This window comes from Flavobacterium sp. KACC 22761, from assembly GCF_034058155.1.
In the GTDB taxonomy this organism is placed as follows: Bacteria; Bacteroidota; Bacteroidia; order Flavobacteriales; family Flavobacteriaceae; genus Flavobacterium.
The window spans coordinates 1265833-1286929 of sequence record NZ_CP139148.1 but is presented as its reverse complement, the minus strand read 5'-3'; the positions used below and the strand labels follow the sequence as shown (position 1 = coordinate 1286929).

General features: G+C 34.6%; 21 protein-coding genes. 9 read left to right on the top strand and 12 right to left on the bottom strand.

Features of this window, described 5'->3' with window-relative positions:
• The first annotated feature begins 20 nt into the window (after positions 1 to 20).
• Together SCB73_RS05755 and SCB73_RS05750 are read left to right on the top strand one after the other, a co-directional pair.
• A complete protein-coding gene (locus tag SCB73_RS05755; RefSeq protein WP_320569137.1) occupies positions 21 to 1967 on the top strand; it encodes a sialate O-acetylesterase in 1947 nt (648 codons plus the stop codon).
• A gap of 204 nt (positions 1968 to 2171) precedes the next feature.
• Positions 2172 to 4580: a glycoside hydrolase family 95 protein gene (locus SCB73_RS05750; protein WP_320569136.1), complete on the top strand. Its 2409-nt coding sequence runs from the start codon at positions 2172 to 2174 to the stop codon at positions 4578 to 4580.
• A 97-nt stretch (positions 4581 to 4677) separates the two neighbouring features.
• On the opposite strand, the gene SCB73_RS05745 is transcribed toward SCB73_RS05750, so the two are convergent.
• Positions 4678 to 5220, bottom strand: a complete 543-nt coding sequence (locus SCB73_RS05745) for a CvpA family protein (protein ID WP_320569135.1) — start codon at positions 5218 to 5220, stop codon at positions 4678 to 4680.
• Positions 5221 to 5424: 204 nt separating this feature from the next.
• Here SCB73_RS05745 and SCB73_RS05740 point away from each other — a divergent pair, with 204 nt between their 5' ends.
• The 3 genes from SCB73_RS05740 (at position 5425) to SCB73_RS05730 (ending at position 7410) form a co-directional block, all read left to right on the top strand.
• Positions 5425 to 5781 (top strand): hypothetical protein, encoded by a 357-nt coding sequence (locus tag SCB73_RS05740; protein ID WP_320569134.1) that lies wholly within the window; start codon positions 5425 to 5427, stop codon positions 5779 to 5781.
• A 121-nt stretch (positions 5782 to 5902) separates the two neighbouring features.
• Positions 5903 to 6922, top strand: a complete 1020-nt coding sequence (gene pheS / locus SCB73_RS05735) for a phenylalanine--tRNA ligase subunit alpha (RefSeq protein ID WP_320569133.1) — start codon at positions 5903 to 5905, stop codon at positions 6920 to 6922.
• 80 nt (positions 6923 to 7002) lie between these two features.
• Complete coding sequence (locus SCB73_RS05730; RefSeq protein WP_111287353.1) at positions 7003 to 7410, top strand: hypothetical protein; 408 nt, start codon at positions 7003 to 7005, stop codon at positions 7408 to 7410.
• 192 nt (positions 7411 to 7602) lie between these two features.
• On the opposite strand, the gene SCB73_RS05725 is transcribed toward SCB73_RS05730, so the two are convergent.
• The 3 genes from SCB73_RS05725 to SCB73_RS05715 form a co-directional block, all read right to left on the bottom strand.
• Positions 7603 to 8598 carry an NAD(P)H-dependent glycerol-3-phosphate dehydrogenase gene (locus SCB73_RS05725; protein WP_320569132.1) on the bottom strand — a complete coding sequence of 332 codons (996 nt, stop codon included), beginning with the start codon at positions 8596 to 8598 and terminating at the stop codon, positions 7603 to 7605.
• Between the two features lie 353 nt (positions 8599 to 8951).
• Positions 8952 to 10109 (bottom strand): iron-containing alcohol dehydrogenase, encoded by a 1158-nt coding sequence (locus SCB73_RS05720; RefSeq protein WP_320569131.1) that lies wholly within the window; start codon positions 10107 to 10109, stop codon positions 8952 to 8954.
• 165 nt (positions 10110 to 10274) lie between these two features.
• Positions 10275 to 11036: a type 1 glutamine amidotransferase domain-containing protein gene (locus SCB73_RS05715; protein ID WP_320569130.1), complete on the bottom strand. Its 762-nt coding sequence runs from the start codon at positions 11034 to 11036 to the stop codon at positions 10275 to 10277.
• A gap of 85 nt (positions 11037 to 11121) precedes the next feature.
• Between SCB73_RS05715 and SCB73_RS05710 the strand changes: the two genes are divergently transcribed.
• From SCB73_RS05710 to tnpA, 3 genes are all read left to right on the top strand, one after another.
• Positions 11122 to 12027, top strand: coding sequence for a LysR family transcriptional regulator (locus SCB73_RS05710; RefSeq protein ID WP_320569129.1), 906 nt, complete (start codon positions 11122 to 11124; stop codon positions 12025 to 12027).
• Positions 12028 to 12171: 144 nt separating this feature from the next.
• Positions 12172 to 12498 carry a PKD domain-containing protein gene (locus SCB73_RS05705; RefSeq protein WP_320569128.1) on the top strand — a complete coding sequence of 109 codons (327 nt, stop codon included), beginning with the start codon at positions 12172 to 12174 and terminating at the stop codon, positions 12496 to 12498.
• 120 nt (positions 12499 to 12618) lie between these two features.
• Positions 12619 to 13056 (top strand): IS200/IS605 family transposase, encoded by a 438-nt coding sequence (gene tnpA / locus SCB73_RS05700; RefSeq protein ID WP_320566631.1) that lies wholly within the window; start codon positions 12619 to 12621, stop codon positions 13054 to 13056.
• A 257-nt stretch (positions 13057 to 13313) separates the two neighbouring features.
• Here the strand turns inward: tnpA and nadD are convergent, their stop codons facing one another.
• The 5 genes from nadD to SCB73_RS05675 form a co-directional block, all read right to left on the bottom strand.
• Complete coding sequence (gene nadD, locus SCB73_RS05695) at positions 13314 to 13895, bottom strand: nicotinate (nicotinamide) nucleotide adenylyltransferase (RefSeq protein ID WP_320569127.1); 582 nt, start codon at positions 13893 to 13895, stop codon at positions 13314 to 13316.
• A 32-nt stretch (positions 13896 to 13927) separates the two neighbouring features.
• A complete protein-coding gene (locus tag SCB73_RS05690) occupies positions 13928 to 14293 on the bottom strand; it encodes a four helix bundle protein (RefSeq protein ID WP_320569126.1) in 366 nt (121 codons plus the stop codon).
• Positions 14294 to 14328: 35 nt separating this feature from the next.
• Positions 14329 to 14901: a guanylate kinase gene (gmk, locus tag SCB73_RS05685; protein ID WP_320569125.1), complete on the bottom strand. Its 573-nt coding sequence runs from the start codon at positions 14899 to 14901 to the stop codon at positions 14329 to 14331.
• A gap of 72 nt (positions 14902 to 14973) precedes the next feature.
• Entirely contained in the window at positions 14974 to 15834 is an 861-nt protein-coding gene (locus SCB73_RS05680) for a YicC/YloC family endoribonuclease (protein ID WP_320569124.1), read from the bottom strand.
• Positions 15835 to 16127: 293 nt separating this feature from the next.
• Positions 16128 to 16475 (bottom strand): arsenate reductase family protein, encoded by a 348-nt coding sequence (locus tag SCB73_RS05675; protein ID WP_320569123.1) that lies wholly within the window; start codon positions 16473 to 16475, stop codon positions 16128 to 16130.
• Positions 16476 to 16556: 81 nt separating this feature from the next.
• Here SCB73_RS05675 and SCB73_RS05670 point away from each other — a divergent pair, with 81 nt between their 5' ends.
• Positions 16557 to 17012: a DinB family protein gene (locus SCB73_RS05670; protein WP_320569122.1), complete on the top strand. Its 456-nt coding sequence runs from the start codon at positions 16557 to 16559 to the stop codon at positions 17010 to 17012.
• A gap of 28 nt (positions 17013 to 17040) precedes the next feature.
• Here the strand turns inward: SCB73_RS05670 and SCB73_RS05665 are convergent, their stop codons facing one another.
• From SCB73_RS05665 to SCB73_RS05655, 3 genes are all read right to left on the bottom strand, one after another.
• Positions 17041 to 17523, bottom strand: coding sequence for a septal ring lytic transglycosylase RlpA family protein (locus tag SCB73_RS05665; RefSeq protein WP_320569121.1), 483 nt, complete (start codon positions 17521 to 17523; stop codon positions 17041 to 17043).
• Between the two features lie 84 nt (positions 17524 to 17607).
• A complete protein-coding gene (locus SCB73_RS05660) occupies positions 17608 to 18030 on the bottom strand; it encodes a hypothetical protein (RefSeq protein ID WP_320569120.1) in 423 nt (140 codons plus the stop codon).
• A gap of 105 nt (positions 18031 to 18135) precedes the next feature.
• On the bottom strand, positions 18136 to 20898 hold the full coding sequence (locus SCB73_RS05655) for a TonB-dependent receptor (protein WP_320569119.1): 2763 nt from the start codon (positions 20896 to 20898) through the stop codon (positions 18136 to 18138).
• Positions 20899 to 21097: the final 199 nt, after the last annotated feature.

Here is a 21097-nt window from a genome sequence, read left to right as displayed (position 1 = left end):
TTAATTTTATAATAGAAAAAATGAAAAAAATCACAGTCTTTCTTTTACTTATTTGTGGCATGATTGCAAATGCCAATGTCAAAATGCCTCTTTTGTTTTCAGACGGAATGGTATTGCAACGCAATAAAGCAATTCCAGTTTGGGGTTTTGCCGACGCCAATGAAAAAGTAGAAATTCATTTCAACAAACAAATCAAGAAAACACAAGCCGATAAAAATGGAAGATGGACTGTCAATTTAGATGCTGAAAAAGCCGGCGGACCTTTTGAATTAGAAATAATTGGAAAAAATAAAATCACAATTAAAAATGTTTTGATTGGCGAAGTTTGGATTTGTAGTGGACAATCAAATATGGAATTTCAGGTTGCAAAAACCATCAATGCTGAAAACGAAATGAACAATGCCAATTATCCGATGATTCGCCATTTTGGTGTCGAGCGCGATTTTAGCGGAAAACCAAAAGACGATTTAAAAGCAGGAAAATGGGAAGTTTCAAGTAAAGAAACAGTTGGTAATTTTACCGCTGTCGGATTTTATTTCGCTAGAAAATTATATGCCGAATTAAAAATCCCAATCGGAATCATAAATACATCTTGGGGCGGAACCAATATCGAAACCTGGACAAGCCGTGAAGCATTTGAGAAAAGCGATGAATTTAAAAACATGATTTCCGATGTTCCGGTAATGAATGTAGATTCTATTTCAAAATTGTATGCCAAGCGAATGAACGAAAGAATCGAAAAAATTCAAGGAAAACCAGTAAGTGCAGCAAATGAAAATACTTTTAAAGAACTTTCTTTTGATGATAGTTCTTGGGGCGGATTAAACACGCCAAGTATCTGGGAAAGTCAGCATCTCGGCGATTTAGACGGCATCGTTTGGATGCGAAAAACAATCACACTTTCGGCAGAAGATATTAAAAATAAAGCAACATTAAGTTTGGCAAAAATCGACGACGAAGATGTTACTTATGTAAACGGAATTGAAGTTGGAAAAAATTTCCAATATGATGCTAGACGTATTTATCAAATACCCGAAAATGTTTTAAAAGAAGGAAAAAATGTTATTGCCGTGAGAATTGTCGATAACGGAGGAGGCGGAGGCATCTACGGAGAATCTGAAGATTTAAAATTGATTATTGGTAGCAAAGTTATTCCGCTTGACGGAAAATGGAAATTTAGAGTTATCGCAGTAAAAACGGCTTTATCTCCAAATAGCTATCCATCATTATTGTACAACGCAATGGTAAATCCGCTGGTTCCTTATGCGATCGAAGGAGTTTTATGGTATCAAGGAGAAACCAATGTTTGGCGAGCAAAGCAATACAAAAAAGCATTTCCATTAATGATTACTGATTGGCGAGCAAAATTCAAACAAGGCGATTTTCCTTTTTATTTCGTTCAATTATCAACTTTTGATGAATATGGAGGAAACAGCAAAAAAGGAAGTCGTTGGGCAGAACTTCGCGAAGCACAATCTGAAACCTTAAAACTGAAAAATACAGGAATGGCTGTAACTACAGATATCGGAAATGCAAAAGACATTCACCCAACAAATAAACAAGATGTTGGTTTGCGTTTGGCAGCAATAGCATTGAATAATGTTTATGGCAAAAAACAAGTTTTTAGCGGACCAACTTATAAATCTAAGGAAATAAAAGGCAACCAAATCATCTTGACTTTTGATAACATCGGTAGCGGATTATCAACGCCAAATAACGATGAATTAAAAGGTTTCGAAATTGCCGGCGCTGATAAGGTTTTTCATTCCGCAAAAGCGACTATCAAAGACAATAAAATAATGGTTTCAAGCGATCAAGTTCAAAATCCAGTTGCAGTTCATTACGGCTGGGCCGACGACGACTCACAGATCAATCTTTTCAATAAAGAAAAATTCCCAGCATCACCATTTAGAACTGATAATTGGGAACTGATTTCGGCAAACGAAATATATAAAGTGAGTAAATAATATTTGGGCGTGACCCTATTTACAAAAGGCGCTATTTAACAAACCGCTTATTGCGCGCCTTTCGTAAATAGCGTCGGGCTATCCGCTCCGCCGCGGCGGACAGCACCTATCCCTCACGCGCATAAAATGTCTATAAATACAAATGATAATTCCTCAGGAATGATTAATATTGTATAAACTACACTTAAAACCAAAATGCGAATCATGAATTCAGACTTCATAAAAAAAATAGTTTTCATTTTACTTCTCATGTTTTACGGGATAAATATTTCGGCACAATCGAAACATGTTTTATGGTATAATCAACCCGCCGAATTTTTTGAAGAAAGTTTGGTTTTAGGAAACGGAAAAATGGGTGCGACAATTTATGGTGGCGCAAATTCAGATAAAATTGATTTGAATGACATTACACTTTGGTCAGGCGAACCTGTAAATGCCAATATGAGTCCAGAAGCTTATAAAAACATACCGGCAATTCGCGAAGCTTTAAAAAATGAAAACTATAAACTCGCAGAAGAATTAAATAAAAAAGTTCAAGGTAAAAACTCTGAATCGTATGCGCCTTTAGGAACTTTAGAAATCAATAATTCAGAAAAAGGAAAAGCAGTAAATTACCATCGTGAACTCGATCTTTCTAATGCAATTTCAAAAGTTAGCTACGAAATGGCCGGCATAAAATATACACGTGAATATTTTGTCTCATCGCCAGACCAAATTATGATCATCAAATTAACGGCCGATCAAAAAGGCGCTTTGAATTTTGATGTTAATTTAAAAAGCCTTTTGCAATCAAATGTTGAAGCGAAAGGCAATATTTTGGTAATGACAGGTGCTGCGCCAATTCACGAAAATAAGGGATATACTGTTTTGCCAAAATATCTAAACATAAAAGAAAGAGGAACAAAATTTACGACTTTGGTCCAAATCAAAAAAACAGACGGAAAAATTACAAGTTCCAGAGAAGCTTTGACTTTAAAAGATGCTACAGAAGCTATTATTTTTGTTTCTGTTGCAACTAGTTTTAATGGTTTTGACAAAAATCCGGCAACCGAAGGTTTAGACGATATTACAAATGCATTGCAAAATTTGAATAAAGCGTATGCAAAATCATTCGACAAATTAAAGGAATCTCATATTGGCGATTATCAAAAATTCTTCAATCGTGTCGATTTAGATCTTGGAAAAACAACAGCGCCAGATTTGCCAACAGACGAACGTTTATTGCGCTACGCTGATGGGAAAGAAGATAAAAATCTAGAAATTCTGTATTTCAATTTTGGGCGTTATTTATTGATCAGTTCTTCTCGAACAATTGGCGTTCCGGCAAATCTTCAAGGACTTTGGAATCCGTATCTGAATCCGCCTTGGAGTAGTAATTATACGATGAATATCAATTTGGAGGAAAACTATTGGTTGGCCGAAAACACCAATCTTTCAGAAATGCATTTGCCTCTTTTAAGTTTTATAAAAAATCTTTCGGTAACCGGAAAAGTGACGGCAAAGACTTTTTATGGAATAAATCAAGGCTGGGCGGCTGCTCATAACTCAGATATTTGGGCAATGACCAATCCGGTTGGGCAATTTGGAAAAGAAGAACCAATGTGGGCATGCTGGCCAATTGCGGGCGCTTGGCTGAGTACGCATATTTGGGAGCATTATACATTTACGCAAGACAAAGATTATTTAAAAAAAGAAGGCTATCCTTTGATGAAAGGCGCGGCAGAATTTTGCTTGGGCTGGCTGGTAACCGATAAAAACGGAAATTTAATAACATCGCCATCCACTTCGCCCGAAAATCAATATAAATTGGCAGATGGTTTTGTCGGTGCTACTTTATATGGAGGAACTGCCGATTTGGCCATGATTCGTGAATGTTTTGACAAAACCATAAAAGCTTCAAAAGTGTTGAATACAGATGCTGCTTTTAGAGAAAAATTAGAAAAAGCGCTTGAGAAATTTCATCCCTATCAAATTGGGAAAAAAGGAAATCTTCAAGAATGGTATTTTGATTGGGATGACAACGAACCAAAACACCGTCATCAATCGCATTTATTCGGACTTTTTCCAGGAAATCATATTACGCCATTAAAAACACCAGATTTAGCCGAAGCTTCAAGAAAAACACTGGAAATAAAAGGTGACGAAACAACAGGTTGGTCAAAAGGCTGGAGAATCAATCTTTGGGCAAGACTTTGGGACGGAAATCGTGCGTATAAAATGTATCGCGAATTATTGCGCTACGTTGATCCAGACAAAAAGAAAAATGAGAAACCAAGAAGAGGAGGAGGAACATATCCTAATTTATTCGATGCGCATCCGCCATTTCAAATTGACGGAAATTTTGGTGGTACAGCTGCAGTTGCCGAAATGTTAGTTCAATCTGATGAAAATGAAATTCGTTTGCTTCCTGCTTTGCCAGATGCTTGGGAAGAAGGCTCTGTAAAAGGAATTTGCGCAAGAGGAGGATTTGAAATCGAAATGACTTGGAGCAATAAAATCATTCAAAAACTAATAGTTTCTTCTAAAATTGGAGGAAAAACAACTTTGATTTTTGGAGATAAAAAACAAGAAATTGTTTTGAAAAAGGGTGAAAGCAAACAAATAAACTGGTAATTAAAAATGTTGTTTTGAAAACGATTGTCATCCTGAGCGTAGTCGAAGGCTCTATCTATGTTAAGAGGCTTCAACTTCGCTCAGCCTGACAACGATATTATTCTTTTTCAGTTTCTGAATTTTCAGGCTTTTTTGCTTGATCTTTTTTGAAAGAATCGTACCATTTTTCAATCGACGGATATACAAAAGCCGCAACTTTTTTTACTGGATTGTAGAAAATCGATTTGTCTAAAGTTTCTTGTTTTGCGAAAGTATTGTTGAAGTTTATTTTTTCGAACAAAGCAATAAAAATGCTCAAGATCAAAATGGTTTTTAAAACTCTGAAAAAACCGCCACCAAGTTTATTCATCCAACCCAACATCGCAAAATCAGCGATTCCGGTCAAGATTTTAGCTAAAAAATAAACACCAATTACAACTAGAATAAAAGTCAGAATAAAAGCCGTAATCTGAATATTTGTGGGATTCCAAGAAACATGTTTTGATATCATTCCCGTCATAAACGACGAAAATTTAATCGCCAGATAAATTCCCAATAACAAAGAAACAAAAGAAGCAACTTCTACAAAAAGTCCGTTTTTAATTCCTTTATACAAACTATATCCTAAAAGCGCGCCAACAATAATATCAAAAAAACTCATGTTTTGGTTTTGTGTTAAATGAGGCGCAAAGATATATCTTTTTTCAAGGTTCAAAGTGACATAGTTGCAAAGGCTCAAAGGTTTTTTATGTTTTGAGAACTCATTTTTTAAGCGCATTGATTTTGAAGTACGTATCTTTGCAACTCTAATTTTAGATTTTTAAATCAGCAATCTAAAATCTAAAATCTAAAATCATAAATTAAAATGTCCAGAGATACACAACTAAAAGAGCGATGGGAAAAGCTCGTAGATATACTTTCAAATCAATTTTCGCAAGGCGAAGATTTGGATTTAGATGCCATAATTTACCTTATTGGAGTTCAGGAATATGGAAAAGTGCACCGACAATACAAAAAAGACGAAAAACTGAACTTAATGCATATTGCAATCTGCCGATTGTTAGAGCCATACGGATTTTACGAATTCGAATATTTTGACGAAGAAGGATGGCCTCATTACAAAGTAAAAGAACAACTACCACCGTTAAAAGCGGGAGAGCAATCTGTGTTGATGAAAGAAGCAATTGTAAGTTATTTTTTAGAAAGAAAGCTGATTGAATAGCATTATTTGAAGTTTTAATTGCAGTTTATGGAATTATTTAGCAGAAAATCGAAAACTACTAGCGTGACTGCACACTTTAAACTAAAAATGCTAAATTTGTATTCTCAATTATTGAAGGAAAATGATAGATAAGATAAAACAACACATAGAGGAAGCCAAAGCCTTTAATGACAAAAACAAAGAATCTTTAGAACAATTCCGAATTAAATATTTAGGAAGTAAGGGGTTATTAAAAGAACTTTTTACTGAATTTAAAAATATTCCAAACGACCAGAAAAAGGATTTTGGGCAAGTAATCAATACTTTAAAAGCTGTTGCTGAAGAAAAAGTTAGAGTTATTCAGGAAGAGCTTGAAAGCAAAGAAGAGGTTAAAGGTGCTTTTGGTGATTTGACTCGCGCTGCAGAGCCAGTAATTGTGGGATCTCGTCACCCAATTTCGATTGTTAAAAATCAGATTATAGATATTTTTGCTAATATCGGATTCAATGTTTCTGAAGGTCCAGAAATTGAAGACGATTGGCATAACTTTACTGCATTGAATTTGCCAGAATATCATCCGGCGCGTGATATGCAGGATACATTTTTCATTCAAACGAATCCTGACGTGTTGTTGCGTACGCATACATCATCAGTTCAGGTGCGTTATATGGAAAATCACAAACCGCCAATTCGTACGATTTCTCCGGGACGTGTTTTCCGTAATGAAGCGATTTCTTCTCGTTCGCACTGTATTTTCCATCAAGTGGAAGGATTATACATTGACAAAGATGTTTCCTTCGCCGATTTAAAACAAACATTGCTTTATTTTACAAAAGAAATGTTCGGAAAATCTAAGATTCGTCTTCGTCCATCTTATTTCCCATTTACAGAACCAAGTGCTGAGATTGATATTTATTGGGGATTAAAAACAGAAACGGATTATAGAATTACAAAAGGAACTGGCTGGCTGGAAATTGGAGGTTGCGGCATGGTAGATCCTAATGTTCTTAAAAATTGCGATATCAATCCAGATGAATACAACGGATTCGCTTTCGGAATGGGAGTAGAGCGTATTGCAATGCTTTTATACCAAATTGGCGATATCAGAATGTTTTATGAAAACGATGTTCGTTTCTTAGAGCAGTTTAAATCAAATATTTAAAAAAAAGTTACATAGTAAATAGTGATTAGTAAAGAGCTTTCTTTCTAATCACTATTTACTTTTTACTAATCACTAAGATTATGAAAAAAGATATAATAATTCCAGAAGTTGAAAACGTATTTCTTGCGGCTGTGCAGGAATGGAGTGACGATTTTATGGAAAAAGTGTGGTACGCTTATTTAGTTAATGACAGCGATTTTAACTTAGACAGCGTAATGGTGGTTTCAAAAGCGTTTGGAACGATTGATGGCGAAATGAAAAAAACTTCAATCCTGCGTCATGCTTTTGTTGAAGTTCCTTCGGTTTCTGTTGTAAAGATAGAATTGGTTGAAAAAAGCCTTTTGGCGCTTAATAATGAGTTTATGGTGACTTTCTTCATCGGAAATACTTTGTATGATAAGAAGTTTATTTTTAAAGCCAATTCGCTTGACGAAAACAAAACGGAAGAAGTGCCGATTTTGTTTGTTGAAGGGATTATGGTGAAGTAAAGAAAATAGAATTAAGACAAAAGAATTAAGACAAAAGAATTAAGTATTAAGACTTGAGTTTGTCGCGAAAAAAAAGAGTCAAGAATATTAATTGTCTTGACTCTTTTTATTTATATAAAGTGCGTTCTTAATACTTAATACTTCGTTCTTAATACTTCGTTCTTAATACTTCGTTCTTAATACTTACTTGATCTAATCCAAAGACTCCGTCAATTTCTTGAAAACCGTTTTCGCGTCTTTGCCTTCGTACAAAACAGCATAAACAGCATCGATAATTGGCGTTTTTGCACCGTAACCCTGATTTAGTTTGTAAGCACTTTTTGTTGCGTAATATCCTTCGGCAACCATGCTCATTTCCATCATGGCGCTTTTTACTGTATATCCTTTTCCAATCATATTTCCGAACATTCTGTTTCTTGAGAAAACGGAATATCCAGTAACTAATAAATCGCCCAAATAAGCCGAATCATTGATGTTACGTTTCATTTTATGCACTTTTCTGATGAATTTCTTCATTTCACGAATCGCATTACTCATTAAAACCGACTGGAAGTTGTCTCCATAACCTAAACCATGAGCAATTCCGGCAGCAATAGAGTAAATGTTTTTCAGCATTGCCGCATATTCAGTTCCGATAATATCGTCTGAGATTTTTGCTTTGATGTAGTTTCCAGAAAGAGATTTGGCAACATTGCAAGCTTTTTCTGGATCGCCACAAGCAATTGTTAAGTAAGAAAGCCTTTCCATTGCTACTTCTTCAGCATGACAAGGTCCTGTAATTACGCCAATATTGTAATAAGGAATATCGTATTGAATGTGGAAATGCTCTCCAACAATTAAGCTAGTTTCGGGAACGATTCCTTTGATTGCCGAGAAAATAATTTTGTCTGACAAAGAAACGGTCATGTTTTTCATTTCGGCATCTAAAAAAGCAGACGGGATAGCGAAGATCAAATAATCGGCATATTCAATTGCTTCGTTGATATTGTTGGTCAATTTAAGTTTTTTGGTGTCAAATTCGACTGAACTTAAATAGTTTGGGTTGTGTTTGTATTTCTGAATGTGCTCTATTGCAGCGTCATTACGCATATACCACGCAATTTCAGATTGATTAACGCACAACATTTTTGCAATTGCCGTTGCCCAGCTTCCTCCTCCAATTACTGCAAATTTCAAATTTTCGCTCATTATTTTAATAATTTAAAACAAAAGTACTTAATAATGTGCTAATAAAGCAAAACCTCATTTAAGAAATTTGCAAAACTCCCTTAAAAACAGCGGTTTTCAGGAAGTTAGAAAAAGAAATAAAAAAATATTTTGCATTGCACACAATAAAATAACAAGCCTTACGTTGTAAGTGATTATAAATTAGAATTTTAATGAATTTAATAAAAATTGAGTTAGTTAGTTTTGTTTTAGTATTGTGAAAAGGCGTTCCTAAGATTTTAAGAACGCCTTTTTTATAAAATTCCAATAAAAAAATCCAAATTCCAGTCTTGAGCCCATTGGAATTTGGATTTTTTTGTTTTGGAATTTATATATTAATAACTCAGTTCAACAATTGATTTTACTTTGTCTAGAGTTACCAATTGATTTTCGCCTAGACCTTTCCAGCCTCTTTCTTCAAAACGATTTACAATGAAATCTGCTGTGTTTGAATAGTCGTTTGTGTATTGCGAAAGTTTGGTATCCATTCCCATTGTGTGGAAAAATTCAACTGTTTTGTTGATGGCTTCTTTCGCCACTTCGTCATCTGAACCGGTTAAGTTGAAGATTCTTCTTCCGTATTGCGCTAGTTTTCCTTTTTTGGTTTCAAACATAACTTTGTATAAGCTTGGGCCAATAATAGCAAGAGTTCTTGCGTGGTCAATTTCATAAAGCGCTGTCAATTCGTGGCCAATCATGTGCGTTGCCCAGTCGCTAGGAACACCTTTTTGGATTAATCCGTTTAAGGCCATAGTACAGCTCCACATAAAATTAGAAGCCAAAGTATAATCGGTTGGGTTTTCTACAACGCCTGGACCAACTTGAATTAGTGTTTGTAAAATACCTTCGGCAATTCTATCTTGAAGAAAACCTTCGTGCGGATAAGTCAAATATTGCTCCATTACATGGGTGTATGCATCTACAACACCATTTTGAATTTGTCTTTTTGGTAAAGAAGCAATTACAGTTGGATCGCAAATAGAGAATTTTGGAAATAAAGCACTTCCGCCAGAAGCTAATTTTTCTTGAGTTGCTTCAATCGTTACAACGTATCCAGAATTCATTTCGCTTCCCGTTGCTGGTAAAGTTAAAACAGTTCCAAATGGCATTGCATTTTCTTTAATTAAAATTCTTTTTTGAAGAATATCAATTGGGTTTCCTTCAAAATTTACTGCTGCTGAAATAAATTTCACTCCGTCAATAACAGAACCTCCGCCAACAGCAAGAATAAAGTCAATTTTTTCTGCTTTGATCACATCAACGGCTTTCATCAAAGTTTCAAATCTTGGATTTGGCTCAATTCCACCAAATTCTACGATTTCAAAACCTTTTAAATTTTGGATAACTTGATCGTAAATTCCGTTTTTAAAAATACTTCCACCTCCGTAAGCCAATAGAATTTTAGCATCTTTTGGCACTAAAGTCGAAAGTTTTTCAATTTGTCCTTTTCCGAAGATTAAATTCGTCGGATTGTATAATTCAAAGTTTAGCATTTTTTTTAAGGTTCTAAGATGCTAAGATTCTAAGGGGCTAAGTTTTTTGCTTTGCATTCTCAGGATCCCAGCATCGAGTTAATTTTATTTTTTCAATTATTTGATAAAATTTAAGTTGCTAAAAGAAAGGCTTAGTCCCTTAGAATCTTAGCAACTTAGCATCTTTTAATTCAATTTCTGTAATAATTTTCCAGCCACTAATTTAGAAGATGCTGGATTTTGTCCTGTAATCAAAAGTCCGTCTTCAACGGCATAAGGTTGCCAATTTGGTCCTTTAGAAAAAATTCCTCCGTTTGAAGCTAAAGCATCTTCCAATAAAAACGGAACTACTTTTGTCAAGCCAACAGCTTCTTCTTCTTCATTAGTAAAACCTGTGATTTTTTTGCCTTTCACTAAATATTGACCGTTTACTTTTACGTTTTTCAAAACTGCAGGAGCATGACAAACAAAAGCTACAGGTTTGTTATGCGTGTAAAATGATTCAATCAATGCGATTGAATTTTGATCCTGAACTAAATCCCAAAGTGGGCCGTGTCCGCCAGGATAAAATACTGCATCGTAATCTTTTTGATTAACGGTCGAAAGCTTCAACGTGTGTTTTAATTTTTCTTGTAATACTTTGTCGGCGTCAAAACGTTTAGTGTCTTCTGTTGCTGATGATGGATCAGCACTTTTTGGATCAATTGGCGGCTGTCCTCCAAGCGGAGATGCGATTGTAATTTCAACGCCTTGATCTAATAATTCGTAATATGGTGCGGCAAATTCTTCAGACCAGAATCCTGTTTTTTCTCCTGTGTTGCCCAGTTTATCATTGCTGGTCACAACAAATAATACTTTTTTCATACTTTTTTTATTTGATTTTTGAGCGAAAGCCGATGTGCTTACAGCTATAAATGCAATTATTGCGAGTAATGCTATTTTCTTCATAAGATTAAATTTTTGACAAATTTACGGCTTAGATGATATCAGTAAAAATAAAATAAACTATGTTTGTTATAAATAAATTTATGTCATGGTCAATTTAGAATGGTACAGAACATTTAAAGCGGTTTATAAAAACGGAAATTTTTCAGTCGCCGCTAAAGAGTTATTTATGAGCCAGCCTGCCGTTAGTCAGCAAATTTCTATGCTTGAAGCTCATGTTGGAAATAAATTGTTTATCAGGAAGTCAAAAGGCGTTGAACCAACAGAATATGCTAAGTTACTGAATAATTTGATTATAGACGCTCTTGAACGTCTTGAAAATGTGGAAACTAGCTTCCGGACAAAAGCTGAAGATGCCAATAGATTAATATCAGTTGGAATTTCAAAGCATCTTTTTGATTGTGTTGGCGATCTTTTGATTTCGAAATTTGATCTAATTGATTTTACATTTGCCGAAAACGACGAGCTTTTTGCATTAGTAGATGCTAAAAAACTTGATTTTGCCATTACAACAAAAAGGTTTGACACATTTGATACCGTTTACGAAATTGTTGGTAAAATAAAACTGATATTGGTTGCACCGACAAGTTTGGATATCACAGAATTCCGTCACCGATTAAAAACAGACAATTTTGCCGAAATCGAACAATGGCTGAATGCTCAGAAATGGTACAGTCATGATGCTCGTATTCCGCATATAAAATTATTTTGGCTTCATGCTTTTAATAAAAAGAGGCCATCGATGATTCCGAATTATATTATTCCTTCAGAGTCTGAAATGCTTCGACTTTTATCGAAACACGAAGGAATAGCTGCAACATGGAATTGTAACGCGCGAAAATTGATTAAAGAAGATAAACTACAATTGGTTTGGAACAGCTTTCATGTGCCTGAAGAATTTGTGTATTTATTAGCGCCAAAAAACAATAGTGTAAAGTCGATTTTTGATATAATTGAGAAAGAGTTGAAATTGTTTTTCGGGAATAGATTGTAGAGCAAATGAATTAAAAAGTCTGAAAATTCTTGTCTTTTGTTTTGACTATGTTTCTTAAATGAATATTTTTGATAGTATAAACCGCTAAAATTTCCAATTACGAAAAAGATCACAGCTGTTTTGATGTTTGCTATAATGTTTTTTATGATCAATTCGTGTAGTAAGAGTGAAGATGAGGCAATAGTAAATTGTTTTGGTGATTCGATTTTAACTGAACTAAAACATTCAGCAGATGGAACTAATTCTAAGATAATTAATTACTCGATACAATATAGCGGAAGCAATACCGTAACTTCTGTAAAATGGACTTTTGGTGACGGAACTCCAGTTCAAACTGTAACCAGCGCAAACGGAGCGGTATCACATACTTATACTGCTGCAGGAACTTTTGAAGTAAAAGCCGATGTAACACTTTCAAAAGGAGGAGGAAGTTGTACTGTAAGTCCTAAGAAAAGTGTCACTGTGAATTAGCATAAAATATAAAGCCTGAATTTTTAATTCAGGCTTTTTTATTGGTCTCAGATTTGGGTTAAAAACCCTGCAATTTATTGCAGTACTTTAGTAATGCGAAAAAATCTTTATCTTTAATTTATGGCTACAGAATTAAGAAAAGGTTCGCACACAGTAAGCAGATTAACATGTCATGTTGTTTGGGTTACGAAATATAGGTTTAAGGTTTTGAAAGGTGATATCCAAAAGCGCTGTCGTGAACTTTTGATACAAATATGCGAAGCGGAAGGGATAGAAATTTTGAAAGGAGTTGTGAGCGCAGATCACGTTCACATGCATATTGAGTATGCGCCAAAGCAAAATGTAAGTTCAATTTTAAAAAGTTTCAAAGGTCGTACTTCAAGGAAATTGCAAATGGAGTTTCCAGAACTTCACGCACGTTACTGGGGACAACATTTTTGGGCAAGTGGTTATGGAGTTTGGAGTACAGGAAATATAACTGATGAAATGGTAAATGAATATCTGGAGCATCATAGAAGGAAAGATAATGATGATGATTCAAATTTCATTCTTGAATGAAATAGAAAAAGGGACTTTCAGTCCCTCGTCAAACAAACCTCTGCACTTTCAGTGCAGAGTGGTTTAGTGAATTTGTCTCGTCCTAAAACTTTCACAAAGGTTTTTTTTTGAAATGAATTGCCTCCAGTTTTAACTGGAGGTGAGAAAAGGAAAGTCTTAATCGGCTTTAGCCAAAATTCGATGTTTGGCTAAAGCCATTTTGGTTTAAAAACAAAAAACCTCCAGTTAAAACTGGAGGCAATTCAAATTTGATAATCTTATTTCTTATAAAAATTATTGTGATCAATATATTCCCAAACTTTCGGTGGCAACAAAGGCTGAATATTTTTTCCTTCCTTAATGCTTTTTCGAATAAAAGTTGAAGAAATCTCCACAATAGGCGCATCGATTACATGAATTTTTGGATGCGATTTTAATTCGACATTTTCCGGTTCATCAGAAATTCTAGGATAAACATAAATATCATGATTTTCGAGAATCACTTCATAATTTCTCCATTTATGAAACGTTTTCAGATTGTCTTCGCCCATAATTAAAGAAAACTCATGATTTGGATATTTCTCTTGTAAATGTGCGAGTGTAATAACGGTATAACTCGGTTGAGGCAATTTAAACTCAATATCCGACGGTTTTATTTTCGGATAATCTTCTGTTGCCAGAAAAACCATTTGAAGGCGCTGTTGATCGTCTAATAAAGTTGCCTTCTTTTTCAACGGATTATGAGGCGTAACGACCATCCAAATCTGATCTAAATCTGCAAACTCGGCCATGTGATTGGCAATGATCAAATGACCAACGTGTATAGGGTTATATGTTCCGAAGTAAAGACCTATTTTCATAATTGAAGTAACTAGTAATTAGTAAAAAGTGATTAGTCTTTTAGCGTTTTAGAAAAAGCATTAATCATTTTCGATTCTTCTTCAATTTGATTTAAAATTTCTTTGTAAAGAGTTTGACTGGTTATAAAACCAAGATCATTTGCAATTAGTAATTGAGTTTCTATTTCGAATAATGAGCCTCTTGAAATGTTTAAAAAATGGCTAAAAGACTTATCCGTATTTCTACCATAGCCCTCTGCAATATTTGAAGGAATAGAAACAGAAGCTCTTTTTAACTGGCTAGTTAAAGCAAATAATTCTTCTTGAGGGAATGATTTTACTAATTGATAAATTAGAGAGACAATTTTAATTCCTTTTTGCCAAATCAATAAATCTTTATAAGATCTTATTTCACTCATTTTTGCGCTATTTACTAATTACTCTTGACTAATCACTATTTAGAAACAAATTCTTTAACTAATTGATACGCCTCTTCTTTAGCAGTGTCTAAATCGTAGTTTTTAATAATAGTATCAAACTGAGGAGCAGTTGCCAATTCAACCGAAGCTTTTGCAATACGCATATTAATTTTATCGTCACTTTCTGTAGAACGCTGTTTTAGGCGGCGTTTCAATTCGTCAACACTTGGTGGTTTTACAAAAACCGCTAAAGTTTGTTCTGGAAATTTATGTTTAATACGAAGACCGCCGGCAACATCAATGTCAAAAATGACATTTTTCCCCATTGCCCAAATTCGTTCAATTTCTGTTTTTAAAGTTCCGTAGAAGTTATCGCGATACACTTCTTCCCATTCTAAAAATTCTTCGGCTTTAATATGTTTTTTGAATTGTTCCAGCGAAATAAAATAGTAATCTTTTCCGTGGACTTCTTCTCCGCGTGGGGCACGAGAAGCTGCAGAGATTGAAAATTCTAAGTTTAAATCTTCTTTCCCTAATAAATGTTTTACGATAGTTGTTTTTCCTGATCCCGAAGGTGCCGAAAAAACAATTAATTTTCCTTTGTTCATTGTGGTATGCTTTAGGCTTTAAGCATTACGCTTTAAGCTCTCTGATTTTATGTTTTTCTTGCTTAAAGCTTTTTAAAGAACATTCAATACCTGCTCCTTAATCTTCTCCAATTCATCCTTCATCATCACAACCAATTTCTGCATTTGAGCATGATTTGATTTTGAACCCATTGTATTGATTTCACGGCCCATTTCCTGAGTAATGAAACCAAGTTTACGTCCATTAGCTTCAGTTCCGTTTAAAGTTTCCAGGAAATAGTCCAAATGATTCGTTAAACGCACTTTTTCTTCGGTAATATCTAATTTCTCTAAATAATAGATTAATTCTTGCTCGAAACGATTTTCATCAACATTTACCTGCAATTCTGAAATAGCCGTTTGCAAACGGTCTTTTATTGCTTGAATACGTTCTGAATCCAATGCCAAAGTATCGTTCATGTATTGGCGAATGTTTGCAATTCGAAGATTGAATTCTTTTTCAAGAGCTTCGCCTTCATCTTTTCTAAAACTTAAGATGTTTTGCAAGGCTTCGTCAATCGTAATCTGAATTTGATCCCAGTCATTTTCATCAATTTCCTCGCGTTCTGTTTTTAAGGTATCTGGCATACGAACAGCCATTTTCATTAATTCAGTTTCGTCAGCGTCGGCATAGACTTCTCTTAATTGCGCGATATAGTTTTTTACGACAGGAACATTTACTTTAGTCGAAGTCTGTTCAGCAGTACTTTCAATATAAATGCCGAAATCAATTTTCCCTCTTTCAAGTTTCGTCGAAATCAAAGTCCTTAAGCCTAATTCCATTTCGCGATAAACAGAAGGCATTCGCACATTCAAGTCAAGGCCTTTGCTGTTTAGAGATTTTACTTCAACCGTAATTTTTTTTGTAGGCAATTGCAAAGAAGCTTTGCCAAACCCTGTCATAGAATGTATCATATAATTGAGTATAAAGGCGCAAAGATAATTAAAAGTTTGCTCTGTTTATGACGTAAAATACTATTCTGTGATGTTTAAAAGCTCTTTAATGCTTTTTTTTGGCGAATTTCTCAATTATAAAAGAAGTTGCTTGGTTGTAAAAGATAATTTGGGCGTGATCCCGATAAGATAAGTGGGTACATATATGCAAAGAAGATTAGCCCACTTATCTTATCGGGACCGGGCTATCCGCTCCGCCGCGGCGGATTCCTTCTATCCCTCACGCGAGCAGTCGTATTAAGAAAATTTCGTAATTAGCTCAAAACCTTTATTACTTCCGCTACATTTTTTTGACTGTTGCCAATGTAAATTTTGCCGTCAATAATAAAAACCGGACGACTCAAGAAGGTATAATGTTCCAAGATGTATTTTTTAAATTCAGCTTCTGTCAGATTTTTGTTTTTTAAATCCATTGACTTGTACAATTGTGCTTTTTTGCTGAATAGCGCTTCGTAGCTTCCAGAAAGTTGGTGCATTTCTTCAAGTTCTGCTTCCGTTATCGGATTTTGTCTAATATCTTGAAAAACCAAATTGTTTTCAGGCAAACTTTTAATGATTTTGCGGCAAGTGTCACAAGAAGCTAAATAATATATTTTGTTCATTTTTTGTCTATTTTGTTTAGAATACAAAGAAAATTCATTTGAACCTTAAAATTGCCTAATTTTAGAAAAAAAAATAGAAATATGAATTCAGTTTTTGAAGTACAAAAAACCATTAGGGAGATTCTTTTGAAGGTTTTAGACAATCATTCATTAGAACAATTGAATAAAATTCCAGAAGGATTTAGCAATAATTTGATTTGGAATATCGCGCATTGTGTGTCGTCACAACAAGTTTTGATTTACAAATTATCGGGCTTGCCAACATTGGTTTCAGAAGAGTTTATTGCAAAATATAGAAAAGGAACAAAGCCTGAAGGAGACGTCTCGCAAGCCGAAGTTGATGAAATCAGAAGTTTGCTTTCATCGACATTATTGCAAGTTGAGAAAGATTTTGAAGCAAATATTTTCGTCAATTACAATGAGTACACAACCAGTTTAGGTTTTACCTTGAAAAATATACAAGGCGCTTTGGATTTCAATAATTACCACGAAGGAATTCATACCGGAATTGTGATGAGCATTAGAAAGTTTGTTTAAACAAAATCCCGCTTCAAGCGGGATTTTTTTATTCTATGATAGTCTCGATTGTCACTTTCATGGCGCCGGCGCCTTTGCTTTTGGTAATTTCCATAAAAGCTCTTTTAGAAAGATCTATTTCGCGAGTTTTTACAAATGGACCACGGTCGGTGATTTTTACAATTACAAATTTTCCGTTAGCTTCATTGGTTACTTTGACACGTGTTCCAAAAGGAAGTTTTTTGTGAGCAGCGGTATATTTGCTATTGCTGAAACGACTTCCGTCGGCAGTTTTTTTTCCATTAAAACGATCAGCGTAGTAGGAGGCGTGAGCGTTTTTTTTGTAAACTTTTAATTTTAATCCTTTATCAGTAAAGACGGAGTCTGTTGGTAAAGGGATTATTGCAGTTTTTGTTATAGTGTCTTGAGTTTTTGGCTCAATAACGGGCTTTGTTTGGCTTATAACGTAGGTAAAGCAACATATAAACATTGCCGTAAGCATTGTGAGTATAAAGTTTTTTTTGTTTCTCATGGGTTATTTTTTTCAGACTTGGGGAGTTTGTACAAATAATATGCCATTATAAAAAAAGTCCTACAAAATTAGGACTTTTTTGTTTTAGAACCATAAGTTCCAAGGAATTCTGCTTAAAATAAGCAATAATCCTAAACCGTAAAAAATAGCAAAGGTTTTAAATTTTGCTTCGTTGTTTACTAATTTTTTATGTTTAGACCAACCAATAGTGATTAAAGTGATTGCAATGATGTTGATTAGTGGATGCTCAAGAGAGGTAAGTCTCAACTCAGCGTTAGTCATTTCTCCAAAAGCAGCTTTCCCAAGCGGAGAGACAAAATAAAGAATAAGGCCAACTAATAATTGCGTGTGGGTTCCAATAAGAGCAAATAATGAAATTTTGCGGTCTTTGGCTGTAAATTCTTTTTTAGCGTTTAATCCTATCAAAGCATTTATAACTGCAACTAACAGAAGCAATAAAGCCAAATAAGCCCAGCCAGAATGAAATTTTTGTAGAAAATGATACATAAATTGTGTTTTTTGTTTAAAACAAATATAACAAAAAAGGGTATAAAAAAACGGCATTAAACTAAAAGTCAATGCCGTTTTTATTATTTATTAAGATTCTAAATTTTAGAATTCATAACGGAAAGTAAAGTTCCAAGTTGTTCCGTATCCGAAATAAACTTTGTTTGCAGTAGCAAGACCTTTGTAAGTTTCTCCTAACTCTTCGTAAGTTTTAGCAGGAGTTGTTCCTGGCTTAACATCACTAGCGAAGATGTTTGTGAAAGACTCATTGATGTATGTTCTGTCAAAAAGGTTGTTTACGTTGAATCGGAAGTTAAAAGCTTGACCTTTATCTTTTCCAAATCTGAATTTATAAGAAACACCAGCGTCAGTAGTAGCGTAACCAGGTAATTCTAATGCTCCTTTGTTAGTAGCGCTTAAGAAGTTAACTGGAGAAATGTTTCCGTATAATTTCTCAAAATAGTTAAGGTTAGCGTCAACATTTAAACCATCTATGATTTCATAAGCTGCTCCAACTGCAACTGAAGTTTGAGCGTTGTTTCCAACTTTAACTCCGTCTAAGTATAATGTTTGTGCAGTTCCACCTGGGAAAGGATTGTTAGATGCATCAAAACGATTACTAGTTGCATTACCATCGTATTTCCAGTTTCCAAGAGAGATCATACCGTTAAGTCTCAATTTAGCAAGTACTCTTGCAGTCATTTCAAGCTCAACTCCAGTATGTGTTTCATTTACTCCTGAGAAAGTGTAGTATCCACCAGGGTTTGAAGCTGCGTCAGGATCTGTTCCAGGTGTAAATCTGTCATTCCATTGAGTGTAGTATCCGTTAAATTTAGCATTGAAGATTCCAGATGTGAAACCGTATCCAACTTCAACAGCTTTAACTTTTTCATTAACAAGGTTATCATTGATGATAGAAGCATTGTTAGGGAAAACTGCATTAAAGAATGGTTGTTTAGAATAGAAACCAGTGTTTAAGTAAACGTTATGGTGCTCATTAATGTTGTAGTTTGCACCAGCTTTAACATCTCCACCAACGATGTTTTTGAAATCTGTCTCAGCAAGTGGCGTACCAGCAAGATATTTGAAATGGTCAATTCTTTTGTATCCTTGTTGAGAAATTGCTCCTTGTACGAATGCAGTGAAGCTATCTTTAGAATACTCTAATTGTGTAAATGCACCATAGTAGTTTACTTCACTATCATTCCAATAGTTGATTCTTTCTTGGTAATCAGTACTAACAAATGGGTTACCGTTTGGTCTTGGAGCATAAGTTGTGCTGAAATAAGCTGGGTTGTTGTTGATGTTTGCAGTGTCTTTGTAATTAGTAGCACCAAACAAATCAATTAAGTTTTGGAAGTGAATACCTTTGTACATTCTTCCTTCAACTCCGATATCCCAAGTTAAGTTATCAGTAAGTTTTTTGTCTAAGTTAAGAACAGTTCCGTACCAGTTGTGTGAGTTAACTGAAGCGATTTGAGTAATACCTGTGCTTAAATTTGTTGCACTTCCTGTAGCAGTGCTGTTTTGGTATTGTCCACTAGTTTGTGTTCTTGTACCTAATGATGTTGGTACTCCTGAGTTCCAGTTTTGAATCAAATCAAAATTGATTGTTCCGTCAGCAGTTCTTAAAGCATTGTTTGTAGAGTAAGGGTTGTTTCCTTTGATACCACCATTTGAAGTAGTTCCTCCTCCACGACCCCATGAAGCATAAACTACAGTAGAGAATTTTGTAGTTTCGTTGATGTTGTAATCCCAGTTAAGAGACATTACAGGTTTGTGGTAGTAGTTTGTTTTCAAGTTATATTCTTCACCATTTCTCATACCCCAATCAGAGTTGTATTTGATATTTGGTGTTTTACCATCACTTCCGTATTTTAAGAAATCACTTAAAAGAGGAGAAGTAGATCTTTGATCGTGCCATTGTGGCGCTCCTGTAAATGTGAATTCTAAACTATGTTTGTCATTGATTTTGTATCCAAAAGCCATGAAGTAGTTATATCCTTCAAATTTAGTACCATCAACATATCCGTCACCCGCAGTTCTGCTGAATAATACAGAAGCAGAAAGTCCGTTTTTCATTAAACCTGTACTGTAAGAAGCTTGTGTTTTTAAGTAGTTGTTGTTACCAAAACTAGAAGAAATATTTCCACCTTCTTTAACATCAGATGATTTTGTAACAATGTTGATTGTTCCTCCAACAGAAGAAATAGCCAATTTTGAAGCTCCTAAACCTCTTTGTACTTGCATTGCAGAAGTTACGTCAGAGATACCTGCCCAGTTACTCCAGAAAACAGCACTGTTCTCCATGTCATTGATTGGCACTCCGTTAACCATTACAGCAATATTTTTTTGGTCGAATCCACGAATCGCAATTCTTGAATCTCCATATCCACCACCTGCTTTTGAAGCATATACAGAAGGTGTGCTTTTCAAGATCTCTGGAAATTCCTGAGAACCTAATTTTTCTTGAATTTCAGCAGCTTTAATTGTAGAAACAGCAACCGGAGTTTTTCTGTCTTTAGCAACGTCAATTACACTGCTTTTTACTACAATTTCGCTTAATTCGTTAGAGCTAGATGTTAAAACAATCTCTCCCAAATTTGTAGTTGATCCATTTGCAACTGTAAATTTTACAGTTTTATTGTCGTAACCTAAGAAAGATACAACAATTTCTCCTGAACCTGATGCATTGAGGGTAAATTTACCATCAAAATCTGTTGAAGTAGCTGTCGATGTACCTTTAATCGCTACGTTCGCTCCTGGTAATGAACCCGATCCGTCGGTAATTGTACCAGTAACTTTTCCTTGAGAAAATACGGTTGAAACTATCATAAAAAATAGTCCAGTAAGTAACCAATTTTTCATTTTCTTCATTTGTTATTTAGTTTATTGTTTTTGGCAAAATTATAACAATAAAATCAGATAATGTTATCAAAATGTTAAGAAAAATTAGTTTTACGTTTTCTGCTGCGCATTAAAATGATTTTTTCTTTTTTCATTAAAAAAAATAACGCTTTTTTTAATTTTGAATAGTGATTTTTGTTAAAATGGCAATGAATTTCGC

What these genes read in the sequence shown, in the direction of transcription:
- SCB73_RS05755 (WP_320569137.1), top strand. Translation starts at nt 21, where the DNA reads ATGAAAAAAATCACAGTCTTTCTTTTACTTATTTGTGGCATGATTGCA.
- SCB73_RS05750 (WP_320569136.1), top strand. Translation starts at nt 2,172, where the DNA reads ATGAATTCAGACTTCATAAAAAAAATAGTTTTCATTTTACTTCTCATG.
- SCB73_RS05745 (WP_320569135.1), bottom strand. Translation starts at nt 5,220, where the DNA reads ATGAGTTTTTTTGATATTATTGTTGGCGCGCTTTTAGGATATAGTTTG.
- SCB73_RS05740 (WP_320569134.1), top strand. Translation starts at nt 5,425, where the DNA reads ATGTCCAGAGATACACAACTAAAAGAGCGATGGGAAAAGCTCGTAGAT.
- pheS (WP_320569133.1), top strand. Translation starts at nt 5,903, where the DNA reads ATGATAGATAAGATAAAACAACACATAGAGGAAGCCAAAGCCTTTAAT.
- SCB73_RS05730 (WP_111287353.1), top strand. Translation starts at nt 7,003, where the DNA reads ATGAAAAAAGATATAATAATTCCAGAAGTTGAAAACGTATTTCTTGCG.
- SCB73_RS05725 (WP_320569132.1), bottom strand. Translation starts at nt 8,598, where the DNA reads ATGAGCGAAAATTTGAAATTTGCAGTAATTGGAGGAGGAAGCTGGGCA.
- SCB73_RS05720 (WP_320569131.1), bottom strand. Translation starts at nt 10,109, where the DNA reads ATGCTAAACTTTGAATTATACAATCCGACGAATTTAATCTTCGGAAAA.
- SCB73_RS05715 (WP_320569130.1), bottom strand. Translation starts at nt 11,036, where the DNA reads ATGAAGAAAATAGCATTACTCGCAATAATTGCATTTATAGCTGTAAGC.
- SCB73_RS05710 (WP_320569129.1), top strand. Translation starts at nt 11,122, where the DNA reads ATGGTCAATTTAGAATGGTACAGAACATTTAAAGCGGTTTATAAAAAC.
- SCB73_RS05705 (WP_320569128.1), top strand. Translation starts at nt 12,172, where the DNA reads ATGATCAATTCGTGTAGTAAGAGTGAAGATGAGGCAATAGTAAATTGT.
- tnpA (WP_320566631.1), top strand. Translation starts at nt 12,619, where the DNA reads ATGGCTACAGAATTAAGAAAAGGTTCGCACACAGTAAGCAGATTAACA.
- nadD (WP_320569127.1), bottom strand. Translation starts at nt 13,895, where the DNA reads ATGAAAATAGGTCTTTACTTCGGAACATATAACCCTATACACGTTGGT.
- SCB73_RS05690 (WP_320569126.1), bottom strand. Translation starts at nt 14,293, where the DNA reads ATGAGTGAAATAAGATCTTATAAAGATTTATTGATTTGGCAAAAAGGA.
- gmk (WP_320569125.1), bottom strand. Translation starts at nt 14,901, where the DNA reads ATGAACAAAGGAAAATTAATTGTTTTTTCGGCACCTTCGGGATCAGGA.
- SCB73_RS05680 (WP_320569124.1), bottom strand. Translation starts at nt 15,834, where the DNA reads ATGATACATTCTATGACAGGGTTTGGCAAAGCTTCTTTGCAATTGCCT.
- SCB73_RS05675 (WP_320569123.1), bottom strand. Translation starts at nt 16,475, where the DNA reads ATGAACAAAATATATTATTTAGCTTCTTGTGACACTTGCCGCAAAATC.
- SCB73_RS05670 (WP_320569122.1), top strand. Translation starts at nt 16,557, where the DNA reads ATGAATTCAGTTTTTGAAGTACAAAAAACCATTAGGGAGATTCTTTTG.
- SCB73_RS05665 (WP_320569121.1), bottom strand. Translation starts at nt 17,523, where the DNA reads ATGAGAAACAAAAAAAACTTTATACTCACAATGCTTACGGCAATGTTT.
- SCB73_RS05660 (WP_320569120.1), bottom strand. Translation starts at nt 18,030, where the DNA reads ATGTATCATTTTCTACAAAAATTTCATTCTGGCTGGGCTTATTTGGCT.
- SCB73_RS05655 (WP_320569119.1), bottom strand. Translation starts at nt 20,898, where the DNA reads ATGAAAAATTGGTTACTTACTGGACTATTTTTTATGATAGTTTCAACC.